Genomic DNA, 22,829 nt, shown 5'->3' with positions numbered 1-22,829 from the left:
GGGAGGGGGTTTCCGTGCTGCCGCTGATCCGCCTGCTGCAGCTCGCCAGTCCCGCATTGCCGGTCGGCGCCTACACCTACTCTCAAGGGCTGGAGTGGGCGGTCGAGTCCGGCGCGGTGCGCGACGAGGCACGGGCCGGGCGCTGGATCGGCGATTTGCTCGAATGGAACCTCGCGCGCTTCGAGGCGCCGCTGCTTGCGCAACTGATTGGCGCCTGGGAAGCCGGCGACGACGCGCGCGTTGCGGCGCTCAACGCGGATTTCCTCGCCAGCCGCGAGAGCGCCGAATTGCGTGCCGAAACGGTGCAGATGGGCTATTCGCTGGTGCGTTTGCTCGGCGATCTCGACGCCTTCGCCGCGCTGCCAGGCTGGCGTGCACGGCTCGTGGCGCTCGCGGAGCCGTCCTTTCCGGCGGCCTGGAGCGCGGCCGCCGCGGCGTGGAACATTCCGGTCGACATGGCGCTGCCGGCCTACCTGTGGACCTGGCTGGAAAACCAGGTGATGGCCGCGGTGAAGGCGGTGCCGCTCGGCCAGTCGGCCGGACAGCGCCTGCTTGCGACGCTCGGTGCGCGGATTCCGGCGCTGGCCGCGCAGGCGGCCGACTTGCCCGAAGCGGCATGGAGCAACTTCACTCCCGGCCTGGCGCTCGCCAGCAGCCGGCACGAAACCCAATACACGAGGCTTTTCAGATCATGACTTCGACGGCATCCCAACCCCTGCGCGTCGGCATCGGCGGCCCGGTCGGCTCCGGCAAGACCGCGCTGACGCTGGCGCTGTGCCTCGCCCTGCGCGAGCGCTACGACATCGCGGTCGTCACCAACGACATTTACACCGCCGAAGACGCGCAGTTCCTCGTGCGCAACGAGGCGCTCGCGCCCGAGCGCATCATCGGCGTCGAGACCGGCGGTTGTCCGCACACCGCGATCCGCGAGGACGCGTCGATCAACCTCGAGGCGGTCGATCGACTGATCCGGCGTTTTCCGGAGGTCGAGATCATCTTCGTCGAGTCGGGCGGCGACAACCTCGCCGCGACTTTTTCGCCCGAACTCTCGGACCTGACGCTGTACGTCATCGACGTCTCCGCCGGCGACAAGATCCCGCGCAAAGGCGGGCCCGGCATCACGCGCAGTGACCTGCTGGTGATCAACAAGATCGACCTCGCGCCGCTGGTCGGCGCCAGTCTCGAAGTCATGGATCGCGACGCGCGCAAGATGCGTGGCGAGCGGCCCTTCATCTTCAGCAACCTGAAGACGGGACAGGGCCTCCCCGAGATCATCGATTTCATCGAAAACCAAGGCCTGCTGCGCACGCCGCCGAGCGATGGCGCCGCGGCGCCGGTGGCAAGCGCGTGACCGCTGCCGCTCCCGCGGGTTTCGCGCGCAGCGTGTATCACCTTGTTTTCACCCGGTTTCGTTCCGCAACGCTTTGCAAGGATATTGTCATGCGTCTCGATCGTTTCACGATTGCACTGGCCCTCTCGCTCGCTGCCGGTTCCGCCATGGCGCATGGCGACCATGGCTTCTTTCCGGGCTTCGTCCATATGTTCTCGGGGGCCGGGCATCTGCCCGCCGCGCTGCTGACCGTCGTCAGCGGCCTGCTGGCGGTGCGCCAGACGGGCGTGCTGCGCTGGACTTTCGGCGGACTCGCTGCCGCCGGCGGGGCGCTGCTGTTCGCCATCTGAGCAGCTTTTCGGGCGGGAATCTGCAGCTTCCTCCGTCAGAGGGTCGGCATGACGGCGGAAAACGCGGATAATTGCGGTTTGCGCCCGATCGGGCAGATTTAAGGACGTTAACCGTGAGCCGCCTTCAGAACGATACCTTCCTGCGCGCCCTGCTGCGCCAGCCGACCGACTACACGCCGATGTGGCTGATGCGTCAGGCGGGGCGTTACCTGCCCGAGTACTGCGAGACGCGCAAGCGCGCCGGCAGCTTCCTGAACCTGTGTAAGAGCCCGACGATGGCCTGCGAGGTCACGCTGCAGCCGCTCGCGCGCTACGACCTCGACGCCGCGATCCTGTTCTCGGACATCCTTACCGTGCCGGATGCGATGGGCCTCGGCCTGTACTTCGCCGAAGGCGAAGGCCCGCGCTTCGAGCGCCCGCTGCGTGACGAATGGGAAATCCGCAACCTCGCGATCCCCGACCCGCACGCCGAGCTGCAGTACGTGATGGATGCCGTCGTCGAGATCCGCCGCGCGCTCAACGGCAGCGTGCCGCTGATCGGCTTCTCCGGCAGCCCGTGGACGCTGGCCTGCTACATGGTCGAAGGCGGTTCGTCCGACGACTATCGCAAAGTCAAGGCGATGGCCTATTCGCGCCCCGACCTGCTGCACCACATCCTGAGCGTGACCACGGATTCCGTCGTCGCCTACCTCAACGCGCAGATCGAATCGGGCGCGCAGGCGGTGATGGTGTTCGACTCCTGGGGCGGCGTGCTATCCGAAGCGGCCTACCACGAGTTCTCGCTGCCCTACCTGAAGCGCGTCGTCGACGGTCTGATCAAGGAGCGCGACGGCGAGCGTGTGCCCAACATCGTGTTCACCAAGGGCGGCGGCCTATGGATCGAGAGCATCGCCGACATCGGTTGCGATGCGGTCGGTCTCGACTGGACGATGGACATCGGCCGCGCGCGCGCGCTGGTCGGCGACAAGGTCGCGCTGCAGGGCAACCTCGACCCCAACGTGCTGTTCGCGCCGCCCGAGGCGATCGCGCGCGAGGCGAAGCGCGTGCTCGATTCCTACGGCCCGAATCCCGGCCACGTGTTCAACCTCGGCCACGGCATCTCGCAGTTCACGCCGCCGGAAGCGGTGTCGGTGCTGGTCGAGACGGTGCACGAGCACAGCCGCAAGATCCGCAGCGGCGCCTGATCCGGATCATCGGGAAGTGACCGGACCCCGGCGGGAGGCGCAGTGCGCACCCGCCGGGGTTCTCTTTTTGGCTCGAAGCGGCGGAGCACTACCGTGGTGCGGGCCGAGCGCTCGGGGTCGGGCAAATGCACCTTGTCAATAGCAAAAATGTACATTCAACGCTTGACTTATGCACAACAGGCGGTTTCCCGCTCGTGCCGAGACACGGGATTGGGGATTATTCACCATTCTGTTTAAGTTATTGAAAATAAACGGTAAAAATTTTGCCTACTGTTAAGGCAATGTGACAGAAGTGCTTGTCTCATATCGGTTTGGCGGCGTTTCACCCATGCAATACACAAAGTTATCCACAGAAATTGTGGACAAGCTCTGGAAGGGTTGCGCGGCAACGATTTAGTCCGATTTCCCAGGTATCGGCTTAACATTCATCTCCAACCTGATGATTTCAAAAGAGAACTGCTTTAAGGCGCGAATCCGGCATGCAAATCGTTCGTGTTGCGCTACCCGTTCCGATACCGCAACTCTTTGATTACACGTCACAAGACGCATCCGAAGAGGATATTGGCCGATGCGTGCGAGTACCCTTTGGACGCGGTGAAAAGAGCGGCGTGATCGTCGCGCTGCCCGCCGTATCGGATGTCGACCCCGCCCGCCTCAAACCGGTGCGCCATATCCAGCGCGAGGTTTCGCCGCTGCCGGCGGACTGGCTCGAACTGGTCGCGTTCGTCGCCCGCTACTACCACGAGCCGCTCGGCGAGGTGATCGCGCTGGCGCTGCCGCCCGGGCTGCGGCGTGCCGACGCGGTCAGCGACAGGGAAAGCGACCCGCTGCTGGACCTCGGCCCCGCAGGCCATGCCGCGCTGGCCGCCGGCCGTCGCGTCAGTCGCGCGCTGACCTTGTTGCAGCAGTTGCAGGCGGCGGGGGTGATCCGCCGCAGCATCGCGCGCGAACTGCCCGACGGCGCGGCGCTGGCCGATGCCATGCGTCGCGGCTGGGTCGTTCCGGTGCGCGGCGCGAGCCCGGCGACGGCGGCCGCGGGCCAGCCGGAATTGACCGACGAACAGCGCGCCGCCGTCGACGCGGTGTCGACGGAACCCGCGGGCTTCGTGCCCTGGCTGCTGCATGGCGTCACCGGCAGCGGCAAGACCGAGGTGTACCTGCGGCTTGCGGCGCGGGCGCTGGCGGCGGGGCAGCAAGTGCTGATGCTGGTGCCGGAGATCGCGCTCACGCCACAGCTCGAATCGCGCGTCGCCGGGCGCTTCCCGGCCGCCTGCGTGGTCAGCCTGCATTCGGGGCTCGCCGAGGGCGCGCGCTCGCGGGGATTCGTGCAGGCGCTGGAAGGCCGCGCGGACCTCGTGCTCGGCACGCGCCTGTCGGTGTTCGCGGCGATGCCGCGCCTCGGGCTGATCCTCGTCGACGAGGAGCACGATGCGTCCTACAAGCAGCAGGAAGGCGTGCGCTATTCGGCGCGCGACGTCGCGGTGTGGCGCGCCCGCCAGCGCGGTGTGCCGATCGTGCTGGGCTCGGCGACGCCCTCGCTGGAGAGCTGGCATCACGTGCGCGCCGAGCGCTATCGCGGCCTGCGCCTCAACGCGCGCGCGCTTGCCAGCACGCTGCCGAAGGTGCGGCGTATCGACACCCGCCGCCTGCGTCTCGACGAGGGCTTGAGCCCCGCCCTGCAGAGCGCCATCGGCGAGCGCCTCGCGCGCGGCGAGCAGAGCCTGGTGTTTCTCAACCGCCGCGGCTACGCCCCGGTACTGTCCTGCCCGTCCTGCGGCTGGGTCAGCCGCTGCCCGCACTGTTCGGCGAACCTCGTCGTGCATTTGGCCGATCGCCGCCTGCGCTGCCACCACTGCGGCTGCGATTGCGAGGTGCCGCACGCCTGCCCGGTGTGCGGCAACCAGGACATCCAGCCCTTCGGCCGCGGCACCCAGCGCATCGAGGCGCGCCTTGCCGAGCTGTTCCCCGAAGCACGCGTGCTGCGCGTCGACCGCGACTCCGCACGCACGCGCAGCCAGTGGGAAAGCATGCTCGCGCAGATCGCCAACGGCGAGGCGGACATCCTCGTCGGCACGCAGATGATGGCCAAGGGCCACGACTTCCCCAAGCTCACGCTGGTCGGCGTGATCGGCGCCGACGCCTCGCTGCACGCGGCGGACTTCCGTGCGCCGGAGCGCCTGTTCCAGCAGCTGATGCAGGTCGGCGGCCGCGCCGGGCGCGCGCACCTGCCGGGCGAAGTGTTGGTCCAGACCGAGTACCCCGACCATCCGCTGTACCGCTGCCTGGTGCGTCACGATTTCGACGCCTTCGCCGAAAGCGCGCTGAGCGAGCGTCGCGCGGCCGGATTCCCGCCTTTCACCTACCAGGCGATGCTGCGCGCCGACGCCCCGGTGCTCGACGACGCGATGCAGTTTCTCGCCCACGCGCGGCGCCTCGCGCAGGACATGGCGCCCGCCGGCGTGCGCGTGTTCGACGCGGTGCCGATGCGCCTGACGCGGCTGGCGCGCCGCGAACGCGGGCAACTGCTGATCGAAGCCGACGAGCGCGCGCTGTTGCAGACTTTCATCGGCCGCTGGATCGAGGTGTTGCGCGCGCAGCGCACGTCACGCGAACTGCGCTGGCAGCTCGACATCGACCCGCTGGAGGTGTGAACGGCGTTCAGTCGTCGGTGCCCGCGGCCAGCTCCGGGAACAGCACGTCGGTGAAGCCGAAGCGGGTGAAGTCGCGCACCCGCATCGGGAAGAGAATTCCGTTCAGGTGGTCGCACTCATGCTGCACCACCCGCGCATGGAAGCCTGCCGCCTCGCGCTCGATCGCATTGCCGGCGGGATCGAAACCCCGGTAACGGATGCACCGGGGACGCGCCACGACGCCCCGCAGCCCGGGCACCGACAGGCAGCCCTCCCAGTCTTCCTCGGGCGTCGCGTCGAGCACCGTGATCACCGGATTGACGAGGATCGTGCGCGGCACCGGCTCCGCGTCCGGGTAACGCGCGCTGCGCTCGCAGCCGAATATCACCACCTGCAGGCCGACCCCGATCTGCGGCGCCGCGAGCCCCACGCCGCCGGCCGCGGCCATCGTGTCGAACATGTCCGCAATCAGCGCATCGAGCGCCGGCGTGCCGAATTCGCCGACTGGCGCAGCCGTTTCCAGCAGGCGCGGATCGCCCATCCTGAGCAGCGTTCTAACAGCCATCGTGTTCCACCTTGCCGTTCGTCGATGCGCGGATTATCCCGCGTTCCGCGTCCGTGTCAGCCGCCCTAAGGATTGTTCTCCAGCCAGGCGGCGCGTCCGGCCAGCCGCTGTGCCAGCTCGGGCGCGAGACCGATCGCGGCAGCGATCGCACGCAGTACGCCCGGGTTGGGCCGATGCGCCCGTGTCGCGGCCAGGAACGCCGCGACGGTGAGTTCCGGGTTCGGACGCTCGACCAGTGCGAAGGTGTCGCCGGGCGCGACGATGCCCGTCTCGAGGACGCGGTAGTACCAGCCGGTGATCCCCTCCTGCGCGACGAACAACGACGCCCCCTCGGCGTCGAGGCGGTGGTTGATCTTCCAGCATGGCTGGCGCGGCTGACTCAGCTGCACGAGGGCGCTGCCGACGCGGAACAGGTCGCCGATGCACACGTTGTCCTCCGTCCACCCGCGGGTCGACAGGTTCTCGCCGAGCACGCCCGCCTGCAGCATGCCGGCGCGCTCGGGATAGCGTTGCGCGAGGCGCGCGTAATGCTCGGCGGGATAGTGGTGCAGCGCCTTCTCGGTGCCGCCGTGGTAGCGCCGGTCGGCCTGCCGGTCGCCGGCGAGGCCCTCGGCCGTGACGGTGACGGGGCCATCAACCGGCAGTTTGAACATGCCCGTCCGCTGGCCTTCGGGCGGCAGCGGGCGCAGCGTGCCGACAAATACGTGGTCGATCGGGGTGTGCATGGCGCAATCTTACCTCGGCGAGTCCTGCGCCGAGTGCGCGCGGCGCATGGTGCCCTGAAGGGCGCAGCTCAGGCGGAGGCGCCGGGCTTCTTGCTATCGTCCGGTACGTCCAGGCCCCAGTCGCCGTACTCGTACCAGTCGTCGCCGAGCATCTCGGCGGGGTGCAGGGTGCGGCCCGAGCCGTTGCCGCAGGCGAGCGAATCCGACGGGCAGTACTTGTCGCAGCCCCAGCAGATGCGCTCGGGGTGCTTGGGGTGCAGGGGGAATTTCTTGGCCATTTCCCGACCAGTTTACTCGGCTATAGAGGGAAGACGTTGATGGCCATCAAGAATCGACCGCGTTGTGCCGGCGTCTGCATCGCCGCCGCCGCCGGCATACCGTCGCGTCGCCGTCGATTCCGCGGTCCCGATCCGAACACGGGGCACACTTCCGCCGCGGAAAAACGATGCCACTGCCCGTCATTGAGGCGGATCTCCACGAGCGGAAATCAATCGATACAGCCGAGTCCGAAATCGCTCGCCCGCGGCGCAGCGCTCGGCGATTGCGGGGGTGGATTTAAAGATGCATTGAAGTTGACTCTTTTGAAACGCCCGCTATATTGAAACGGATGGCACTCACCTCGGCGCGGGGCTACCGTGCCCGCCGACCCGGAGATACTTGCCATCGTCGTGGCGTTGAATCGGCCGGAGGCCAATATGCGAGCACGGTCGGCCGGCGCGCCGAAATTCCTGAACTTGTCGCAGATCCGCTTTCCGATCGGTGCGATCGCGTCGATCGGACACCGGCTCTCGGGCGTGCTGCTCATGGTGAGCCTGCCGCTTCTTGCGCTCGCGCTCGACCGCTCGCTTCGCAGCGAGCCGGAGTTCGCGGCGTTGCGTGATCTGGTATCCGCGCCCTGGCGGGCACTGCTCCTCGTCATCCTCGTTTGGGCCGCCGCACATCACCTGTTCGCGGGTGTGCGCCACCTGTTGGCGGATATCGGCGTCGGGAGCCGTCTCGCGCAGGCGCGCACCAGCGCCTGGGCCGTGATCGTCGCGGCGGGAATCATTGCGCTCGCCGCCGCGTTGAGGTGGCTGTCGTGAGGCTCTTTCTCGGGCAACGGGCCTGGGTGCTGCAGCGCGTGACGGCGCTCGTGCTACTGATCCTGCTTGCGCTGGGGGCGGCGACGTTGCTGACGGGGCCGTCGCTCAGCTATGGAAGCTGGCACGCGCTGGCGACGAGCACGCATGGCGCGGTACTGATCGTGGTGTTCTTTGCCGCGCTGTGCCTGCACGGCTGGATCGGCGTGCGCGACATCGTCCTCGACTACATCCACGCGCCCGCGCTGCGGCTGCCCTTGCTCGCGCTGGTTGCAGTGATCCTGTTTGCGATCTTCATCCGCGTCGTGCTGACGATGGCGGCGCACTTTGCCGGCGGTGGCTGAGGGCGGCGGAGGAGAGAACATGCGAGTCAGCATCTACCGTTTCAATCCCGAAACCGACACGAAACCGCGCATGCAGGACTACGACGTCGCGCCCGAGGCGGGCGACAAGAAACTGCTCGACGTGCTGATGCGGCTCAAGACGATGGACGACAGCCTGTCGTTCCGCCGTTCCTGTCGCGAAGGCGTGTGCGGGTCGGATGCGATGAACATCAACGGTCGCAACGGACTGGCATGCCTCACGTCGCTGCAGGGGATGAAGGAGCCGGTCGTGCTGCGGCCGCTGCCCGGCTTTCCCGTGATCCGCGACCTCATCGTCGACATGACGCAATTCTTCGCGCATTACCACTCGATCAAGCCCTACCTGATCAATAACGAGGCGCTTCCCGAGCGCGAGCGCGTGCAGTCGCCCGCGGAGCGCGAGAAGTTGAACGGGCTGTACGAATGCATCCTGTGTGCGTGCTGCAGCGCCTTCTGTCCGTCCTTCTGGTGGAATCCGGACAAGTTCATCGGTCCGGCGGGCCTGCTGCAGGCGTACCGCTTCATCTCCGACTCTCGCGACACGGCGACCGCGGAGCGGCTCGCCTACCTCGACGACGTGTATCGCCTGTACCGCTGCCGCACGATCATGAACTGCACGGAGGTTTGCCCCAAGGGCCTGAGTCCGTCGCATGCGATCGAACGCATCCGGCTCGCGCTCGTGCGCGAGTCTTCGTAGCGGTTGCGCCTGTGAGCCGTGCATGAAACTTCAGATCGTATCGGACATCCATCTCGGGCTCGCGCCCTGTGAAATCCCCGACACCGGCTCAGACCTGTTGATCCTGGCGGGAGATATCCACCGTCCGCGGGAAGCGCTGTGCTGGGCTAGCGCATTGAAGCGACCCGCGATCTATGTGGCCGGTAACCACGAGTATTACGGCTCGAGCATCCGCGCGACGAACCAATTGCTACGCGAACTTAGTCGCGACAGCCAGGTGACGGTGCTCGACTGCGAAGAAAAACGGATGGGCGATGTGCGCATACTCGGTGCGACGCTCTGGAGCGACTTCCGCATCGCCGGCGAAGGCGCGCCGCGGGAGCAGGCCATGGACGACGCCGTTCGCTTCAGCCGCGATTTCAGCCGCATCGCGGCAGACGAAGGCCAGAACGAGCCATTCACGCCGTGGCACTGCGCCGTGCTGTTCGCGGGACACGCAAACTGGCTCAGGGCGCGGCTCGCGGAGCGGTTCGACGGCATCACCGTCGTTGTGACCCATTTCGCACCGTCGCCCCGCAGCATCGCCCCGCGATTCGCCGGATCGCCGCTCAATGCGTGCTTCGTCTCGGATCTGGACGCTTTGGTGGCGGGCAGCGGTGCCGCGTTGTGGATACACGGCCACACTCACGACAGTTTCGACTATCAGCTTGGCGGCACGCGCGTAGTGGCCAATCCGCGCGGTTACGTGCTCAAGGGCACGGCGGAAAACCCCGGCTTCGACCCGGGGTTCACGGTGCAGGTGGGCTGAAGGCACAGCGCCGATTCCCCCGGGCAGAAGCGACGCCTACCTACATACTCGGCAATGGGCGGCCGCTGTCCGCGCCATTCTCTCGAGCCCTGGAGCCGTATCACCCCAAGGGCATGATCAGGGGTGGCGAAATGCCATCGCCCTGCCTATTCTTCATGAGCCCCTGCAGAACAAAAGCCGCGGAAAGAACGCCACGAACAAGAATGGAGGCTTACATGGCAATCCGTATTCCCAAGCACTGTGTCGCATTTTTCGCAGCTCTGGCATGTTCGGCCTCGCCGATGGCGGCCGAGGACAACATTCCGCCTGAAAAGCCCGTGGGCGTGAGCGGCGCCGCCGACGCCGTCGGCGTGGTCGACTTGGCGCCGCACAATCTCGCCGGCGCGGTCGGCGACTATGAACTCCGCGCGCGCGTCGTCGGGCTCGCCCCGGGCGGTGCAATCCATAATCATCCGCACAACGGGCGCCCGGGCATCGTTCGCGTCACCCAGGGCTCCGTCATCGAGTACCGCGGCGAGGCGAGTCGCACGCTCAAGGTCGGCGACACATGGTACGAGAACGCGGACACCGTCCACTGGTTCCGCAACCCCAGCAAGACCGAAGCGGCCGAAATCTGGGTTGTCGACCTGGTGCCGAAAAAGAAATAGGAAACTTATCGTGCCGCGGCAGGGGGCGAGACGCCGGGGGATTACCCCCGGCACGGCTATCGCATCACCTTTCCGGCCATCCGCATGATGTCGTCCAGCGCATTGCCATCGCCGTTCAGGTCGAGCATCGAGGCGAGCCCCGGCGCGGCGCCGCCCTGACCGCCGAGCAGCCCCCCCAGCAGGCCGCCGAGCCCGCCACCCTCCGGGGAGAGCTCCTGTGCCGCGGCGCCGGCACCGCGCTGCTTCGCCAAGTAACCTGTAACCAGCATTGCCAGCATCGGCAGCATCTTCTTGAGCAGGGAGGGTTCGAGTCCGGACTGCGCAGCCGCGTTCTGCGCGACTGTGCGGCTAACGTCCTTGGAGCCGAAGATCTGGCCGAGTACGTCGTTGCCGCTGCTTACGTCCGTCGGCTGCGGCCCCAGCACCTGGTCGAGCAGGCCGCCGCCACCGAGCTGCCCGAGCAGCCCGCCGAGCCCTTCGAGGCCCGTGCCCTGTGACTGTGCCTGCTTCTTGAATCCGCCGAGGATGGCCGGGACAAGCGCCTCGGCGCCGCTCGCTGCCTGGGCCTCGCTGACGCCCAGTTCCCGCGCCATGGACTGGAGGCCGCCCATCTGGGCGAGGATGTCGGTGATCTGCATGCGCCTGCTCCTTTGCTTGGGTGATTGCGCCGCCGGCTCAGTCCAGGAGGTCTTTGGGCACATTGCCGCCGTTGGCGGCGATGCGCGCGAGCACGGCTTTGTGCAGCCATATGTTCATATTCGCCGAATCCCCCATCAAATCGGCCGGGCAGCCCAGCTCCGTGGCCAGCTCCTTGCGCGCCGCCAAGCTGCTGTCGATATCGAGGAGCTTCAGGAGGTCGACAATGGAGCTCCGCCAGTTCAGCTTCTGCGGGTTCGCTGCCGCGCGCTGCTCCAGTTGCGCGACGACATCGACGAGCGCGACCGGCGCCGTGCCCGCGGGCGCCGCGGTGGGTGCCGGGGCGGCAGCCGCGCTGTCGTTACCGATGCCAAGCTTCGCGAGAATCTTGCTGAAGAATCCCATGATTCACTCCTTTGGAGGTTTGTCGGACGGCACTACCCTGCTGGATTGCAGGGACACGTAGCCTCCCGCCTTATGCATAGTACACATTTGCGGGAACATAATCGACGACGTGATGATGATTGGGTGACGCTCAACATGCAGCATAACCGGCAAACAGGAAGCGGGCCTGAGCCCCGCTTCCTGTTTGCCCGTATAGGAGCATTGTTTTCGAGCCAACGACCAATGCCAAAGCAGTAACGAGTTTCTTGATTTCGAACACGTCGTTCCCTTTCAAAAGGAACTTGCCACAAGCGCGAATCCCGCACAAATCGTGCCGTCGGCGTAACCCATTGATATTGCTTGGATGGTCTTTGGCGTGTCGTTAGAGTTGTTAAAAAAAGCGACACTCAACCGGATTAGCCTAACGACGGTGTAGAGAAGCCGTCGTTCGTGCCTTGAGCCCTGCCCTGGAATCGTTCGCTTGCTCGACTGAGGCCGGCTAATGGGCGTCCCCTATTTGTGCATTTTTCTACAGGAACGTCCGCAGGTCGGCCAGCAGCTCCTCGGGGGCCTCTTCGGGGATGAAGTGACCGCAGGGCAGCGGATGTCCGGTGACGGTATCGGCCTTCTCCCGCCAGGTCGCGAGCACGTCGAACAGGTCGTGCATTTTGCCGAACTCGCCCCAGATCGCGAGCACCGGGCAGCGCACGCGTCGGGCGAGGTCGTGCGCGTCGTCCGCGAAGTCGCGGGTCGCCGCGGCGCGATAGTCCTCCAGCGTGGCGCGGATCGTGCCGGGCAGGGTGAAGGCGCGCAGGTACTCCTGGATCAGTGGCTCTTCGATCGCGCCGGCGCGGAAGGACAGCGCGCGGAACACATGGCGCAGGAAGGCCTCCGGCGCGGCGGCGATCATGATTTCGGGCAGATCCGGCGCCTGGAAGAAGAACCAGTGCCAGTAGGCGGCTGCGAGATGGCGGTCGGTCTGCGCGAACACCGTATGTGTCGGCACGATGTCGAGGACGCACAGCCGCGTGACGGCCTCCGGGTAGTCGAGCGCCTGGCGGTGCCCCACGCGCCCGCCGCGGTCGTGGCCGATCAGCGCATAGCGCGGGTGTCCCAGCGCCAGCATCAGCTCGTGCATGTCGCGTGCCATGGTCTTCTTGTCGTAGCCGTCGCGCGGCTTGTCGGTGTCGCCATAGCCGCGCAAATCGGGGCACACGACCGTGTACTGCTCGGCCAGTCGCGGCGCGATCCGGTGCCAGATCTGGGCGGTCTGCGGCCAGCCGTGGAGCAGCAGTACCGGCGGGCCGTTGCCGCCTGCCCACAGGTTGATCCGGATGCCGTTGGCGCGAACCGTGCGGCGGTCCATCCCGGTCATGAAGTCCATAGGCTTCCTCCTGTGTGACGGGCAATGAGGCGTTCGTGCGCAGGCTTCAATCGCGTTTCAGGGCCTTGTTCTGATAGGAAAACGTGCGGACATTGTTGCGCCTTCGCCAGCAGGAAGCGGTTTGGCGTTTTCGTGATGTTCTGCAAGGATTCACCAGTGACCGTGATTTCACCCAGGCGAAGCGCCTGCTGATCTCGCTCGAAGTGATCGACATAGCCGGGTGTCACTCCTCGAGCGCCTCTTCTGCAGCCGCCCGAGCGTGAATGGCCGTGGTATCGAACAGGGGAACCTCTGAATCCTCCTGATTTACCAAGAGAGAGATCTCTGTACACCCAAGGATGATCGCCTGCGCCCCTTGAGAAACCAGGTTTTGCATGACCCTTCGGTACTCAGCGCGTGATTCGGGCTTTACGATGCCCAGGCACAACTCTTTATAGATAATCTTGTGAATGATCTCGCGGTCCGGAGCTGCCGGGACTATGACTTGCAATCCATGTGCGCGCAGCCGCTCCCGATAGAAGTCTTGCTCCATGGTGAAGCGGGTACCGAGAAGGCCCACGACAGAGTGGCCGGCTTGCCTGATTTCAGTGGCTGTTGGGTTGGCGATGTGAAGCAGCGGGATGGCCACTGCGGCTTCAATGCTGCGCGCAACCTTGTGCATCGTGTTCGTGCACAGGACCAAGAAGGAGGCCCCCGCCGCCTCTAGCGAACGTGCCGCGTTTGCCAAGACTGCACCGGCAGACTCCCAATCGCCTTCGCGTTGAAGCCTTTCGATTTCGTGAAAGTCGACGCTATACAGGATTAGCTTTGCCGAATGCAGGCCGCCTAATCGGTTTTTGACTGTTTCATTGATTTGCCGATAGTACGGAACGGTGGATTCCCAGCTCATGCCACCGATCAAGCCTATAGTCTTCATTCGTACTCCCGACAACTTTAGTGACGCCTTGGGTAGATTGACTCACCGCGTCGTTCGGGTCGTCACTGACAGCGCAACCAACCGTGACACGACCAGGGCGAGATACATCACGCCCGAGAATTCCTCGATCATGACGAGGGCACGGGCCATCGGCAGGAGAGGCACGATGTCGCCGAGTCCGACGCCGGACAGCGTCGTGAAGCTCAAAAAGAGCAGCTCCATCCACGTGCGCGGGTCGCCCGGGGCCACGAGGGCGCCAAAACTACCCGGCAGCAAGGTCTGACACACCACGTAGGTGTAGGCGAATGCCCATGCGAGCAGGGTGAACGTCGCGCCAGCGGCGAACAACTCGTCGGCTGATGCGACTTCGTCCTCGAACATGTAGGCGATCAAACTGCCCGCTGCGTAGAAGTAGAACATGGCCTCGAACGCGGCCATGAGGACCAGTCTGTGGGGATCGAAGTCGAACGCCAGCCATATAGAAAGAACCACCACCGGGAGGGCGAGCACGACGCCGAAGCCCGTCAACCAGGGACCGCGCTTCACGACATACAGCGCCGCACCGAGCACAAACAGGCCGATAACACCGAACAATGCACGCTCCGCCGACGTGTCTTCCATCAGTGGATAAAGCAGGATGCCCAGGATTTGGACACACAGGAGCGCGGCCGACGGATGCTTGACGGGGGATGCTGCGAGGTTAGTGGTCATCGGCACTTTCGACACCTCATTCTGGTCTGTCCCCTATTTCCCAATTTCGATGGATACCTCGGGTGGCTCGGTCAGGCGCAGGATGCTGCGCAGGAGGTGCCCAGCCCCGGCTCCGCCATGCGCTGACCGTGATTTTCGGCAATGAACGCGGCCATTAGCTCCGCCGCCAGCGGCTTGCTGAAGAAATAGCCTTGGCCGTACTGGCAGCCGAGCTCACGCAACACCTGCGCCTGCGCCTCGGTCTCGATGCCCTCGGCAACCACGCGCATCGACAGCGTCCTGGCGAGGCCGACGATGGCCTCGGCGATTGCAGCGTCCTCGAGGTCATCCGGCAGATCCTTGACGAAGCTGCGGTCGATCTTGAGCTTGTCGAGCGGGAAGCGCTTCAGGTAGGACAGCGACGAGTAGCCGGTGCCGAAATCGTCGAGGGCCAGCGCAAAGCCGCGCGCCGACAGATCTTCAAGCAGGTGAACCGCTTCTTCGGTGTGTCCCATGATGATGCTCTCGGTGACCTCGAGCTCGCTCATGTCGCGCGCCAGCCCGCTGGCGCGTGCAATCGACTCTGCCTTGCTTGCGAACTCGCGGTCGCGGAATTGCCGGCCGGACACGTTGACTGCGACGAACAGCGGCCCGAATCGAGCGTTCCATTGGGCCGCCTGCGAAAATGCCTCGCGCATCGCCCATTCGCCGAGTTCGAGAATCAGTCCGGTGTCCTCGGCAATCGGGATGAATTCGGCCGGGGAGACGAAACCGCGGGTCGGGTGGTGCCAGCGCATCAGCGCCTCCATGCCGGCGATGCGCCCGGTGTCGAGGGCGACGATCGGCTGGTAATGCATCGCCAATTCGCCGTGCGCCAGGGCCTTGCGCAGGTCCAGCTCGAGCATGAAGCGGGCGCTCGACTCGTCCGAAATCGACGGTTCCCACAGGCGCACGGCATTTTTGCCGGCGGCCTTGGCGACATACATCGCCGCATCCGACTTGCGCAGCAACTCGTCGAAATTGGCCGCATGCTCAGGAGCCACCGCGACGCCAATCGAACAGGTGACATAGAAGCACGCGTCGGCGAGGTCGAACGGCCGAACGATCGTCTCCAGGAGCTTCTCCCCGAGGCGCTGCGCCTGGGCCGAGTCGCCGATGCGGTCGAGCAGCACGACGAACTCGTCGCCGCCGAAACGCACCACCATGTCATGGGCGCGAACGCACGCCAGCAGCCGCTCCGCGACTGCGACCAACAGCTGATCGCCGCAGTCGTGGCCGAAGGTGTCGTTGATGTACTTGAAATTGTCCAGATCGACGAACAGGAGTGCCATGGAGCCTTCGGCGAGTGCCTTGCCGCGCGTGAGGTCGCCGGTGCGCTTGCGGAAGAAGTGCCGATTCGGCAGTCCGGTGACCGGATCGTGGTGGGCCAGATGTTCAAGCCGTTCCTCGGCCCGCAGGCGTTCGGCGAGTTCCAGGCCGAGTGCGGTATTGCGCTGGTCGATCTGATCGATCATGCGGTTGAAACTATCGCTGAGCTGGCCCAGTTCGTCGCGGTTGGGAACCCGCGCGCGGCGCGAAAGATCCCTGCTGCCCGAAACCTCCCCCATCAGGTGGGTGAGTTCCGCAAGCGGGTCGGTAATCGCACGCTGCAGCCGGACCACAATGAAGCTGCCAACGATCAGCGCCACTGCGGTTGCCAGCCCCAGCGCGGCGATGTACGTGACGATCTGATCGGATACCGTGGTGGTATCGCTAATCACCTCGAGCGTGGCCAGCCGCTCCCCGCCGGCACTCATGGGCACCGCGACCTGGAGCGTGTCCTCGCTCACGTCGCGCTGCCCGCTATCGTCGGGTGGTGTGAAACGGGCGAATACCTGGCCGTTCGCCTCGACGATGCGTGCGTCGAGCACAGCGCCGTCGCGGGCGAGGCCGGCGAGGATTTCGTCCGCCGTGCGGTTGTCGCGGAACTGCAATGCCGGCAGTGCGTTTTCCGCGATGATGGCCGCCTTGATCTCGGCATCGCGCTGCGCCTCGCCGTACTCGACCCGCCATACGATCAGGATCAACAGCACGGCCGACACGACGCCGGCGATCAGGGCCGTCAGCACGTTGAAAATCCAGAGTTTGACTGGAATCGGTAGGTCATTGAGCCAGGCGCGCATCGTTTCTCCTCGGGGCCTTACTCGACGCTGCGTGCGAGGCGCAGCAACTTGGCGCTGAAGCGCAGGCCTGCGGCGTGGGCGGCCGTCTGGTTGGCGTCGAAGATCAGCCGACCCTGTTCGAGCGCGAGCTGCAGCATCGCCTTGCCAGTCACGTCCGCACCCATTTCCGCGACGGTGAGCAGTGGTCGCGACGGCCGCAGTGCCGGCAGCTTTGCGGGCTCACCGGCTTCGGCCAAGGCAAGGAACAGCAGGTTGCATTCCTCCGGCACCGCGGTGCCGGCGAGCCGACGGATGCGGATCGGCCTGCCGGCGACCGCCTTGGAACCGAGCGCGTCGAGCGCCTCACCGAGCCCGTCTCTGCCGACAACGCAGATCTCGAACGCCGGACCGAGACCGGGCCATTCGGTGTAGAGGGCGAAGTTGTAGAGAAAGGCCGCCTTGAGTGCCGCTTCATTGGCGTCCGCGGCGGGCGCGGGCATGGCGGGCGTCAGCATGCCGACGAGCAAGGCCAGGGGGCCGCAGCAGTGCTGCAGCCGCAATCGCAGTGAAACGCAGTGCTCGCGTCGTGGCACGAGGGACCGGAGAATGCTCCGACGAGTCGGTTCGGAGGCCATGGCGGCGGCCGTCAGAATGAATAGCTCAAACCGAGCTCCCATGTGCGTCGGTGCCCCGGGATGGCCGGCACCGGCGCCTCGTCTGACCCCGGGTGCGCGAAATGGCGATCGAACAGGTTGCGCACGCGTAGATGACCGTCAAGGCCAGGGGCGAGGTGTGCGGTGGTCAGCGCCGCATCCACGAGCAGGCGTGCGTCGCGCCGCTGCGGCGTGCCGTTCCAGCGGTAATTGGTGGCGCCCATTGCATGGGCTTCGAGGGCGAGCAGCCAGCGCGCTCCGGGCAGCGGCACGCTGCCCCGAAGCTTGGCGATCCAGCGCGGGCTGAATCCCGGCCGGTGTCCCGTGGCGTCCTCCGCCCGATTGAGGGCGAGCCCCGTGCTCAAGCGGGCGCCGGACTCCCAGTCGGTGCGCCAGGTTGCTTCCACCCCGTGGGCCTGGATGCGCGCCTGGTTCTGGTACTGAAACAGTTCATCGCCGGTGTCGACCTGTGCGATCAGGTTGCTGATGCGGTAGTCGAAAGCGCTCATGTTCAGCGTGTGATGGCGCCCGAAACGCCGTTCCCAGACGAGTTCGACGGTACGGATCGATTCCGGCTTCAGCCGCGGATTGGCAAGATAGCCCACGCCATTGGCGTAATCGCGCTCGTAGGCGTTGGGTTCGCGAAAGGCGCGGCCAGCAAGCAGCTTGAGCGTCGTTGCGTCGCTCGCTAGCCAGATCAGACCGACGCGCGGACTGATTGCCGATTCACCGGCGGAGAAGCTGTCGTGGCGCAGCCCCGCATTCAGTCGCCAGCGTTCGGCAAAATGCCATTCATCCTGTACGTAGACACCCGCGCGGCGGCGGCGGCTGTCGACGTCGATCTGCGGATTGATGGCCGCTCCGACGTCGACATTGCGCTGACGGTTTGCCGTATCGGTCTGCATTTCGACGCCGCCGACGAGTTTGTGGCTGGCCACTCCGGTGTAAAGGAGGCGCATGTCGCCGGACCACCAGCGGCCCAGCGTGTCGTCGCGGTTGAGGTAGCGCGTGCCGAGTCCATCGTCGTATGGATAGTCGGCGCGATATGTCATCTCCCCGTATTCGAGGCGCGCATCGATGCTAATGCCGTCGGCAAGCTGCCGCTGGTAGCGCGCGAGCAGGCTCAGATAGGCGTCCTCGACATCCAGGCCGCCGTCGTCGAACAGCGTCCCGTAAAGTGCCGACGAAGGCTGCACGCTGCGTTCGCCATAGCGTGCGGCGAGGGAGAAGCCGCCGTCCTCGTAGCGCGCGAAGAGCTGGTGCTGGTGCATGCGGTCCAGATCATGCGCGACGCCGTCCGGTGAAGGCGTGCCGCCCAAGCGCAGCAGCCCGCCGTCGGGATCGCGATAGGTCTGGTTGCGGCCCTCCTTGTCGGCATCCGTCACCGACAGCAGCACGGCGGCGCCGGAGTCGAAGTGGCGGGCGAGCGTGGCGCGCACTTCGCGCCAGCCGTCCTCGGTCAGCCGTGTCGCCAGCTGCAGTGGCGGCATTTCCTCGGTCCGCCGCGTGATGACGTTGATGACGCCGAAGATCGCATTGCTGCCATAGATCGACGAGCCGGGTCCGGGCACGTACTCGATGCGCTCGACGAGCGCCAGATCGAGCGGGAACTCCTCGCTGAAGGAGGCCTGCTCGTAGACGTTGTCGTTGCTGCGCTGGCCGTCGACGAGAAGCAGGAAGCGCGTGTTGTAGTCGCCCGGGACGAGAAAGCCGCGGGCGCCGAGGAAGTCGTAGGCGCGATCGCTGGCGCTGTAGGTCCCGGTCAGGCTGGACAGTGCCTCGGTCAGCGTGCGCCAGCCGTGGCGGCGGATATCCTCGCGGCCGATGATCTCGACCGCCGAGGGTGCTTCCCGTGCCGACTGCACGAACTTCGACGCGGAGCTGACCTTGAGCGTCGCGAGGTTCTCGAAGCTCAGCTCGGTGAGGTCGGGCGATTGCGCGCCGACCGACCCGGCCAGCAGGGCGTTCGCGAGCAAGGTGGCGAGGCAACGTATGAGCGTCATTGAATGATTGTCCGGGCCATGCGAAGCGCCCGCCGACGATATCTTAAGGACATAGCCGATTATGCCCTTATTTTGCCGATCGACTGCGCGGGCTCGCCGCGGTGCAGCCTCACCGACTTTTCGCGTGCATCGAGCGCATCGGCCCGGCTGCCGGTTCGGTCATTCGTTCATGAGGTACGGCCGCGAGAAAGAGGTTCAGGCTCAGAAGATCTGCGCGCCGAGCTGATCGACCAGCGCTGCGGGATCCACGTCCGGTACCTCGAACTCCAGATCATCCAGCGAGACGTCGAACGGCTCGCCTTCGCGGTAAGTGACCGGGAAGCGCACGCCGAATTCGAGGCCGGAGCCGAGTTCGACGGCTGCGAGTTCGAAGCGTTCGTCGTAGAGGCTGGCGCCGAGGACAGTGACCGCGACGTAGCCGGAGACGTCGAAGCGGAAGCTGGGTTGGGCGTGCAGGGCGGCTTCGGCGTCGATGGCGAGGCCTTGGGAGGGCATCCAGTCGATGTGCACACTGGCTTCGGCGGCGCCGGAGATGCCTAGCGTGCCGCCGATCTCGATGCCGCCGGTGGCGCTGGCGCCGGTGATGCCGAGGCCGACGCCGGCGCGGGCGGCGAGGCGCAGGCCGGCTTCGGCGGGGACGTTGAGGTGGGCGTCGCCGGTGACGTGGGTGTTTTCCTCGTGCGAGGGGTTGTATTCGATGCCGACGCGCAGTTGGTCGAGGGCGCCGGGGCCGATGCTGGCGTTGGCGCTGAGGTTGCCGCCGACTTCGGCGACGACGCCAGGGACGATGGGGATCTGCGTCGATAGGCCGAAAATCCGCTTGTCGTATTCGAGCTTGGAGAAGATCTCGAGCGAGCTGGGCAGGGCGATTTCGCCGGAGACGGTGATCTCGCCGGCGGGATCGACGCGGATGCCGGCGGTGCCCTGCAGCCACGGGGCGATCTGGATGGTTGCGGAGCCGCTGCCGTAGACGACGATGGGGGCGTCGGGGCCGCTGGGGGGGCCGCCGGGGTTGCCGTCTTCGCCGATGTTGCGGTTGGTGGCGCCCACGGTGATCTGGCCGGAGAGCATGCCGCGCTCGAAGGCGCCGCTGAACTGGGCGTCGAAGGCGCCGTCGTCGTAGGTGACGGTGAGCTGCGAATCGAAACCGGGGATCGCGGGCTCGGCGGTGCCGGTGGCGGAGACCTTCCAGTCGCCGTCGGTCTGCGCGCATTCGACGTGGATCGAGCCGGAGCGGATCGCGGGGTTGGCGGTGAGGGCGACGTCGCCGGCGATGTTGAGGCCGTTTTCGCCCTGCGTGATGGCGATCGAGGCCGCGCTGACGCCGGGCACCGAGAGTTCGGCGCTGCCGTTGAAGGCCCAGTTGCCCTCGTTGACGCTGACCGTGGCGGTGGCGCTCTTGATGCCCTTGATTTTGTCCGGGGTGTCGATGCCGATCGTGCCTTCGGCGCCGAATTGGCCGTTGCGCCACCACGCGCTGACGCGGGCACGGTCGAAGAGCGAGCGTTCGAAGGTGAAGCCGCCTTCGAACTGGACGCCGCCGGTGGTGGACACCGAGGCCGCGAGTTCGCCGCTACCGACCCCTTCGATCGAGTAGATGACCTGGCCGCCCAGGCCCAGGCCGCGCGCGGTGGAGTAGAAGACGCTGACGTAGGCGTCGTCGATGGTGGTGCGCGGGATCGGCAGGCTGATCTGGTCGGGGCCATAGTCGAGCGAGAAGGTAATGTCCTTCCCGCGCAGGCGCACGGTGATCGGCGCGTTGAGGATGGGGATGGATGGGGTCAGCTCGCCGTCGGCGGAGAGTTCGCCGTCTTCGGTCGAGATGCTGGTGAAGCTGACCGGGCTGAGGTGGCGGTAAGTGAGGTTGAGCTCGGGGACGGCCGAAGGGTAACCGCGGTATTCGCCGTCGGCGGTGAGGTCGATCGTGACAGCCGGCGTTTCAGGTTGCCAGTCCGCGGGGAGATCCCATACGGCCGCGAGTGAACCGAGCGGGCCTTCCGGGTTGCCGGTGTTGTTGGTGAGGTTGAGCGCGGTGATCCGCAAGCCGGCGAGCGCGCGAGCCTGTGTCGCGCTCAGGGGCGGCGCGGCGCCGGGGCTGTGGCGGAAACGGCCGACCGTGATGCCGCCGGGGCCGGCGCTGAGGATGAATTCCCCCGCGGTGCCCTGGGTGTCGCCGTCCTCGGCCGCGTTGGGCGGGCTCGCGGTGCTGAGCGGTTCGGCTTCCTCGATCTCGGTCTTGGTCCACCACGCGGAGGCGCCCGCGGCGGAGCCGCCGCCGGTCGCGGCGACGCTGGGGAACGCGACGTCGTGCTGGCGCAGGAAGCGACCGCGGTCGGGCTTGGGATCGAAGGTGTCGAGGAAGGCGTCGACCTTGCGATAGATGCCGCTGCGGATGGTGCCGCCGGAGCTGCTGTTCGACGGCTGGTCGAGGAGCTCCATGTTCTGCGGGCTGTTACCGACGCCCGAGCCCATCTGGCCCGAGACCTGCAACTCGACGATGTGGTCGACCTGGAACTGGGGGACCTTGCGGCCGCGGCGGTCCCAGCCGGGGATGCGCAGCATCGTCTGCAGTTCCGACAGGCGCTTCGACATGAGCCGCGCGCCGCGGTGCGGCTTCAGGCGGATGCGACCGTTGGCGTCGGCCGGCACCGGGATGTTGCGTTCGCCGAGGCGCGCGCGCACCGCATCGGCACTGACCTGCGCCTTTTCGTTCCACACCGAGCGCTGGTCGGCGCCCTCGCGGCCGTAGCCGCGCACACGCTTGAGGTTGCCGGCCCCGGCGAGCCCGCTGTAGAGCGGCAGGTGGCGCGACTTCACCGCCGGGATTTCGAGGCGTTCGAGCGCCGCGAGCGCGGCGGTGGTGCGCTCGGTCTCGTGGTAACGGGCGTTCACCGCCGGCTCGATCGCGCGTGCGAGCACGGCTGCGGCCTGGCCGTCCTGCTGCACGACGTGGGTGAGTTCGTGCGCGAGGAGGCGCTGGCCTTCCGTAGTGTCGGGGGCGAAGGCGTCGGGCGCGAGGTAGATGTCGCGCCCGGACGTGAAGGCACGTGCGCCGAGGGCGGCGGCGAGGCGCGCGGCTTCGGCATCGGTGTGGATGCGCACATCGGCGAAGTCGCGGCCGAATTGGCCTTCGAGCGTGCCGCGGGCGTCCTGCGGCAGCGGTTCGCCGCGCCCGCGCCGGTCGTCGACGCGGCCGGCAGCGTAGGCGGGCAGGGTCGCGGCGGCCGATGCGGACGCGGGTGTCGCGCTTGTCGTGGGCGTCGCTGAGGTGGTCGATGAGGCAGATGAGGACGCAGATGAGGAGCCGGACGATGTCGGGGCGGTGTCGCTGTCGTCGGATGTCGCCGGGCTCGGCGCAGGGGGGACGGTCGCGGTCGGTGTCGGGTCGGGCGTGGCGGGCGGAGCGACGGCATTGGCGCGCTGCTCGGCTTCGCGCTCGATGCTCTCGCCGGGTTGGCTGACGCGTGCGGGAGGCGTCGCGTAGGCGGGGAGCGTCGGCGGCGTGGCGGGCGTTGCGGCCGGGGACGTGCCTTCGGTGCGCGTGTTTGCGCTGCGCGAGGCCGCGCGCGGGCTCTCGGGCGCCGGCCGTTCGCTTGGCCGGCGGGCGAATTTAGGCGACGGCGCTTCCATTGCCGTCCGCGGGCACGGGGCTGCCCGGCGGGGTCC

Annotated in this window: 23 protein-coding genes; 10 read left to right on the top strand and 13 right to left on the bottom strand. The window is 66.5% G+C overall.

The annotated features are described in order from the left end of the window. Positions 1–14 precede the first annotated feature (14 nt). From GPA25_RS21875 to GPA25_RS21855, 5 genes are all read left to right on the top strand, one after another. Complete coding sequence (locus GPA25_RS21875; RefSeq protein ID WP_169262526.1) at positions 15–695, top strand: urease accessory UreF family protein; 681 nt, start codon at positions 15–17, stop codon at positions 693–695. Then, positions 692–1,351, top strand: coding sequence for an urease accessory protein UreG (ureG, locus tag GPA25_RS21870; protein WP_169262525.1), 660 nt, complete (start codon positions 692–694; stop codon positions 1,349–1,351). Before GPA25_RS21875 ends, ureG begins: the two co-directional genes overlap by 4 nt. 89 nt (positions 1,352–1,440) lie before the next feature. Continuing rightward, entirely contained in the window at positions 1,441–1,680 is a 240-nt protein-coding gene (locus GPA25_RS21865) for a hypothetical protein (protein WP_169262524.1), read from the top strand. A gap of 113 nt (positions 1,681–1,793) precedes the next feature. Further along, positions 1,794–2,864, top strand: coding sequence for a uroporphyrinogen decarboxylase (gene hemE / locus GPA25_RS21860; RefSeq protein WP_169262523.1), 1,071 nt, complete (start codon positions 1,794–1,796; stop codon positions 2,862–2,864). Between the two features lie 479 nt (positions 2,865–3,343). Then, positions 3,344–5,515 (top strand): primosomal protein N', encoded by a 2,172-nt coding sequence (locus GPA25_RS21855; protein ID WP_169262522.1) that lies wholly within the window; start codon positions 3,344–3,346, stop codon positions 5,513–5,515. Between the two features lie 7 nt (positions 5,516–5,522). Here the strand turns inward: GPA25_RS21855 and def are convergent, their stop codons facing one another. From def to GPA25_RS21840, 3 genes are all read right to left on the bottom strand, one after another. Then, positions 5,523–6,059 carry a peptide deformylase gene (def, locus tag GPA25_RS21850; protein WP_169262521.1) on the bottom strand — a complete coding sequence of 179 codons (537 nt, stop codon included), beginning with the start codon at positions 6,057–6,059 and terminating at the stop codon, positions 5,523–5,525. Positions 6,060–6,124: 65 nt separating this feature from the next. After that, positions 6,125–6,784: an MOSC domain-containing protein gene (locus GPA25_RS21845; protein ID WP_169262520.1), complete on the bottom strand. Its 660-nt coding sequence runs from the start codon at positions 6,782–6,784 to the stop codon at positions 6,125–6,127. A 68-nt stretch (positions 6,785–6,852) separates the two neighbouring features. Next, entirely contained in the window at positions 6,853–7,062 is a 210-nt protein-coding gene (locus GPA25_RS21840) for a DUF3079 domain-containing protein (protein ID WP_169262519.1), read from the bottom strand. A gap of 417 nt (positions 7,063–7,479) precedes the next feature. On the opposite strand from GPA25_RS21840, the gene sdhC reads away from it, so the two are divergent. The 5 genes from sdhC (at position 7,480) to GPA25_RS21815 (ending at position 10,356) form a co-directional block, all read left to right on the top strand. Continuing rightward, positions 7,480–7,866, top strand: coding sequence for a succinate dehydrogenase, cytochrome b556 subunit (sdhC, locus tag GPA25_RS21835; protein WP_169262527.1), 387 nt, complete (start codon positions 7,480–7,482; stop codon positions 7,864–7,866). Continuing rightward, on the top strand, positions 7,863–8,207 hold the full coding sequence (gene sdhD / locus GPA25_RS21830; RefSeq protein WP_169262518.1) for a succinate dehydrogenase, hydrophobic membrane anchor protein: 345 nt from the start codon (positions 7,863–7,865) through the stop codon (positions 8,205–8,207). The genes sdhC and sdhD overlap by 4 nt, the downstream gene beginning before the upstream one ends. Before the next feature lie 19 nt (positions 8,208–8,226). Continuing rightward, positions 8,227–8,922 carry a succinate dehydrogenase iron-sulfur subunit gene (locus tag GPA25_RS21825; RefSeq protein WP_169262517.1) on the top strand — a complete coding sequence of 232 codons (696 nt, stop codon included), beginning with the start codon at positions 8,227–8,229 and terminating at the stop codon, positions 8,920–8,922. Between the two features lie 22 nt (positions 8,923–8,944). After that, a complete protein-coding gene (locus GPA25_RS21820; protein ID WP_169262516.1) occupies positions 8,945–9,709 on the top strand; it encodes a metallophosphoesterase in 765 nt (254 codons plus the stop codon). A 215-nt stretch (positions 9,710–9,924) separates the two neighbouring features. Further along, positions 9,925–10,356, top strand: coding sequence for a cupin domain-containing protein (locus GPA25_RS21815; protein ID WP_169262515.1), 432 nt, complete (start codon positions 9,925–9,927; stop codon positions 10,354–10,356). A gap of 56 nt (positions 10,357–10,412) precedes the next feature. Here GPA25_RS21815 and GPA25_RS21810 read toward each other — a convergent pair whose 3' ends face one another. The 10 genes from GPA25_RS21810 to GPA25_RS21765 all read right to left on the bottom strand — a co-directional run bounded on the left by GPA25_RS21810 (position 10,413) and on the right by GPA25_RS21765 (position 22,793). Further along, on the bottom strand, positions 10,413–10,994 hold the full coding sequence (locus tag GPA25_RS21810) for a DUF937 domain-containing protein (RefSeq protein WP_169262514.1): 582 nt from the start codon (positions 10,992–10,994) through the stop codon (positions 10,413–10,415). 37 nt (positions 10,995–11,031) lie between these two features. Next, entirely contained in the window at positions 11,032–11,397 is a 366-nt protein-coding gene (locus GPA25_RS21805) for a DUF3597 domain-containing protein (RefSeq protein ID WP_169262513.1), read from the bottom strand. A gap of 508 nt (positions 11,398–11,905) precedes the next feature. Beyond that, complete coding sequence (locus tag GPA25_RS21800; protein WP_169262512.1) at positions 11,906–12,760, bottom strand: alpha/beta fold hydrolase; 855 nt, start codon at positions 12,758–12,760, stop codon at positions 11,906–11,908. Then, complete coding sequence (locus GPA25_RS21795) at positions 12,748–12,987, bottom strand: hypothetical protein (protein WP_169262511.1); 240 nt, start codon at positions 12,985–12,987, stop codon at positions 12,748–12,750. The genes GPA25_RS21800 and GPA25_RS21795 overlap by 13 nt, the downstream gene beginning before the upstream one ends. After that, on the bottom strand, positions 12,984–13,676 hold the full coding sequence (locus GPA25_RS21790) for an aspartate/glutamate racemase family protein (protein ID WP_169262510.1): 693 nt from the start codon (positions 13,674–13,676) through the stop codon (positions 12,984–12,986). The genes GPA25_RS21795 and GPA25_RS21790 overlap by 4 nt, the downstream gene beginning before the upstream one ends. 42 nt (positions 13,677–13,718) lie before the next feature. Continuing rightward, positions 13,719–14,387, bottom strand: a complete 669-nt coding sequence (locus tag GPA25_RS21785) for a potassium channel family protein (protein ID WP_169262509.1) — start codon at positions 14,385–14,387, stop codon at positions 13,719–13,721. A 71-nt stretch (positions 14,388–14,458) separates the two neighbouring features. Then, complete coding sequence (locus GPA25_RS21780; RefSeq protein WP_169262508.1) at positions 14,459–16,528, bottom strand: putative bifunctional diguanylate cyclase/phosphodiesterase; 2,070 nt, start codon at positions 16,526–16,528, stop codon at positions 14,459–14,461. A 17-nt stretch (positions 16,529–16,545) separates the two neighbouring features. Continuing rightward, positions 16,546–17,007 carry a YfiR family protein gene (locus tag GPA25_RS21775; protein ID WP_169262507.1) on the bottom strand — a complete coding sequence of 154 codons (462 nt, stop codon included), beginning with the start codon at positions 17,005–17,007 and terminating at the stop codon, positions 16,546–16,548. 146 nt (positions 17,008–17,153) lie between these two features. Continuing rightward, the gene (locus tag GPA25_RS21770; protein ID WP_169262506.1) at positions 17,154–19,163 is read right to left on the bottom strand and encodes a TonB-dependent receptor plug domain-containing protein; all 2,010 of its coding nucleotides are present in this window, start codon (positions 19,161–19,163) and stop codon (positions 17,154–17,156) included. Positions 19,164–19,364: 201 nt separating this feature from the next. After that, positions 19,365–22,793, bottom strand: coding sequence for an eCIS core domain-containing protein (locus GPA25_RS21765; protein ID WP_169262505.1), 3,429 nt, complete (start codon positions 22,791–22,793; stop codon positions 19,365–19,367). Positions 22,794–22,829: the final 36 nt, after the last annotated feature.

This window comes from Aromatoleum diolicum (assembly GCF_012910955.1).
In the GTDB taxonomy this organism is placed as follows: Bacteria; Pseudomonadota; Gammaproteobacteria; order Burkholderiales; family Rhodocyclaceae; genus Aromatoleum; species Aromatoleum diolicum.
The sequence above is the reverse complement of the archived record's forward strand: the minus strand, read 5'-3'. Positions and strand labels throughout refer to the sequence as shown.

Coding starts and splice junctions, on each gene's coding strand:
- GPA25_RS21765 (WP_169262505.1), bottom strand. CDS start 22,793: ATGGAAGCGCCGTCGCCTAAATTCGCCCGCCGGCCAAGCGAACGGCCG.
- GPA25_RS21820 (WP_169262516.1), top strand. CDS start 8,945: ATGAAACTTCAGATCGTATCGGACATCCATCTCGGGCTCGCGCCCTGT.
- ureG (WP_169262525.1), top strand. CDS start 692: ATGACTTCGACGGCATCCCAACCCCTGCGCGTCGGCATCGGCGGCCCG.
- GPA25_RS21825 (WP_169262517.1), top strand. CDS start 8,227: ATGCGAGTCAGCATCTACCGTTTCAATCCCGAAACCGACACGAAACCG.
- GPA25_RS21810 (WP_169262514.1), bottom strand. CDS start 10,994: ATGCAGATCACCGACATCCTCGCCCAGATGGGCGGCCTCCAGTCCATG.
- GPA25_RS21785 (WP_169262509.1), bottom strand. CDS start 14,387: ATGACCACTAACCTCGCAGCATCCCCCGTCAAGCATCCGTCGGCCGCG.
- GPA25_RS21865 (WP_169262524.1), top strand. CDS start 1,441: ATGCGTCTCGATCGTTTCACGATTGCACTGGCCCTCTCGCTCGCTGCC.
- def (WP_169262521.1), bottom strand. CDS start 6,059: ATGGCTGTTAGAACGCTGCTCAGGATGGGCGATCCGCGCCTGCTGGAA.
- GPA25_RS21855 (WP_169262522.1), top strand. CDS start 3,344: ATGCAAATCGTTCGTGTTGCGCTACCCGTTCCGATACCGCAACTCTTT.
- GPA25_RS21845 (WP_169262520.1), bottom strand. CDS start 6,784: ATGCACACCCCGATCGACCACGTATTTGTCGGCACGCTGCGCCCGCTG.
- sdhC (WP_169262527.1), top strand. CDS start 7,480: ATGCGAGCACGGTCGGCCGGCGCGCCGAAATTCCTGAACTTGTCGCAG.
- GPA25_RS21840 (WP_169262519.1), bottom strand. CDS start 7,062: ATGGCCAAGAAATTCCCCCTGCACCCCAAGCACCCCGAGCGCATCTGC.
- GPA25_RS21770 (WP_169262506.1), bottom strand. CDS start 19,163: ATGACGCTCATACGTTGCCTCGCCACCTTGCTCGCGAACGCCCTGCTG.
- GPA25_RS21775 (WP_169262507.1), bottom strand. CDS start 17,007: ATGCCCGCGCCCGCCGCGGACGCCAATGAAGCGGCACTCAAGGCGGCC.
- GPA25_RS21790 (WP_169262510.1), bottom strand. CDS start 13,676: ATGAAGACTATAGGCTTGATCGGTGGCATGAGCTGGGAATCCACCGTT.
- GPA25_RS21780 (WP_169262508.1), bottom strand. CDS start 16,528: ATGCGCGCCTGGCTCAATGACCTACCGATTCCAGTCAAACTCTGGATT.
- GPA25_RS21800 (WP_169262512.1), bottom strand. CDS start 12,760: ATGGACTTCATGACCGGGATGGACCGCCGCACGGTTCGCGCCAACGGC.
- GPA25_RS21815 (WP_169262515.1), top strand. CDS start 9,925: ATGGCAATCCGTATTCCCAAGCACTGTGTCGCATTTTTCGCAGCTCTG.
- GPA25_RS21805 (WP_169262513.1), bottom strand. CDS start 11,397: ATGGGATTCTTCAGCAAGATTCTCGCGAAGCTTGGCATCGGTAACGAC.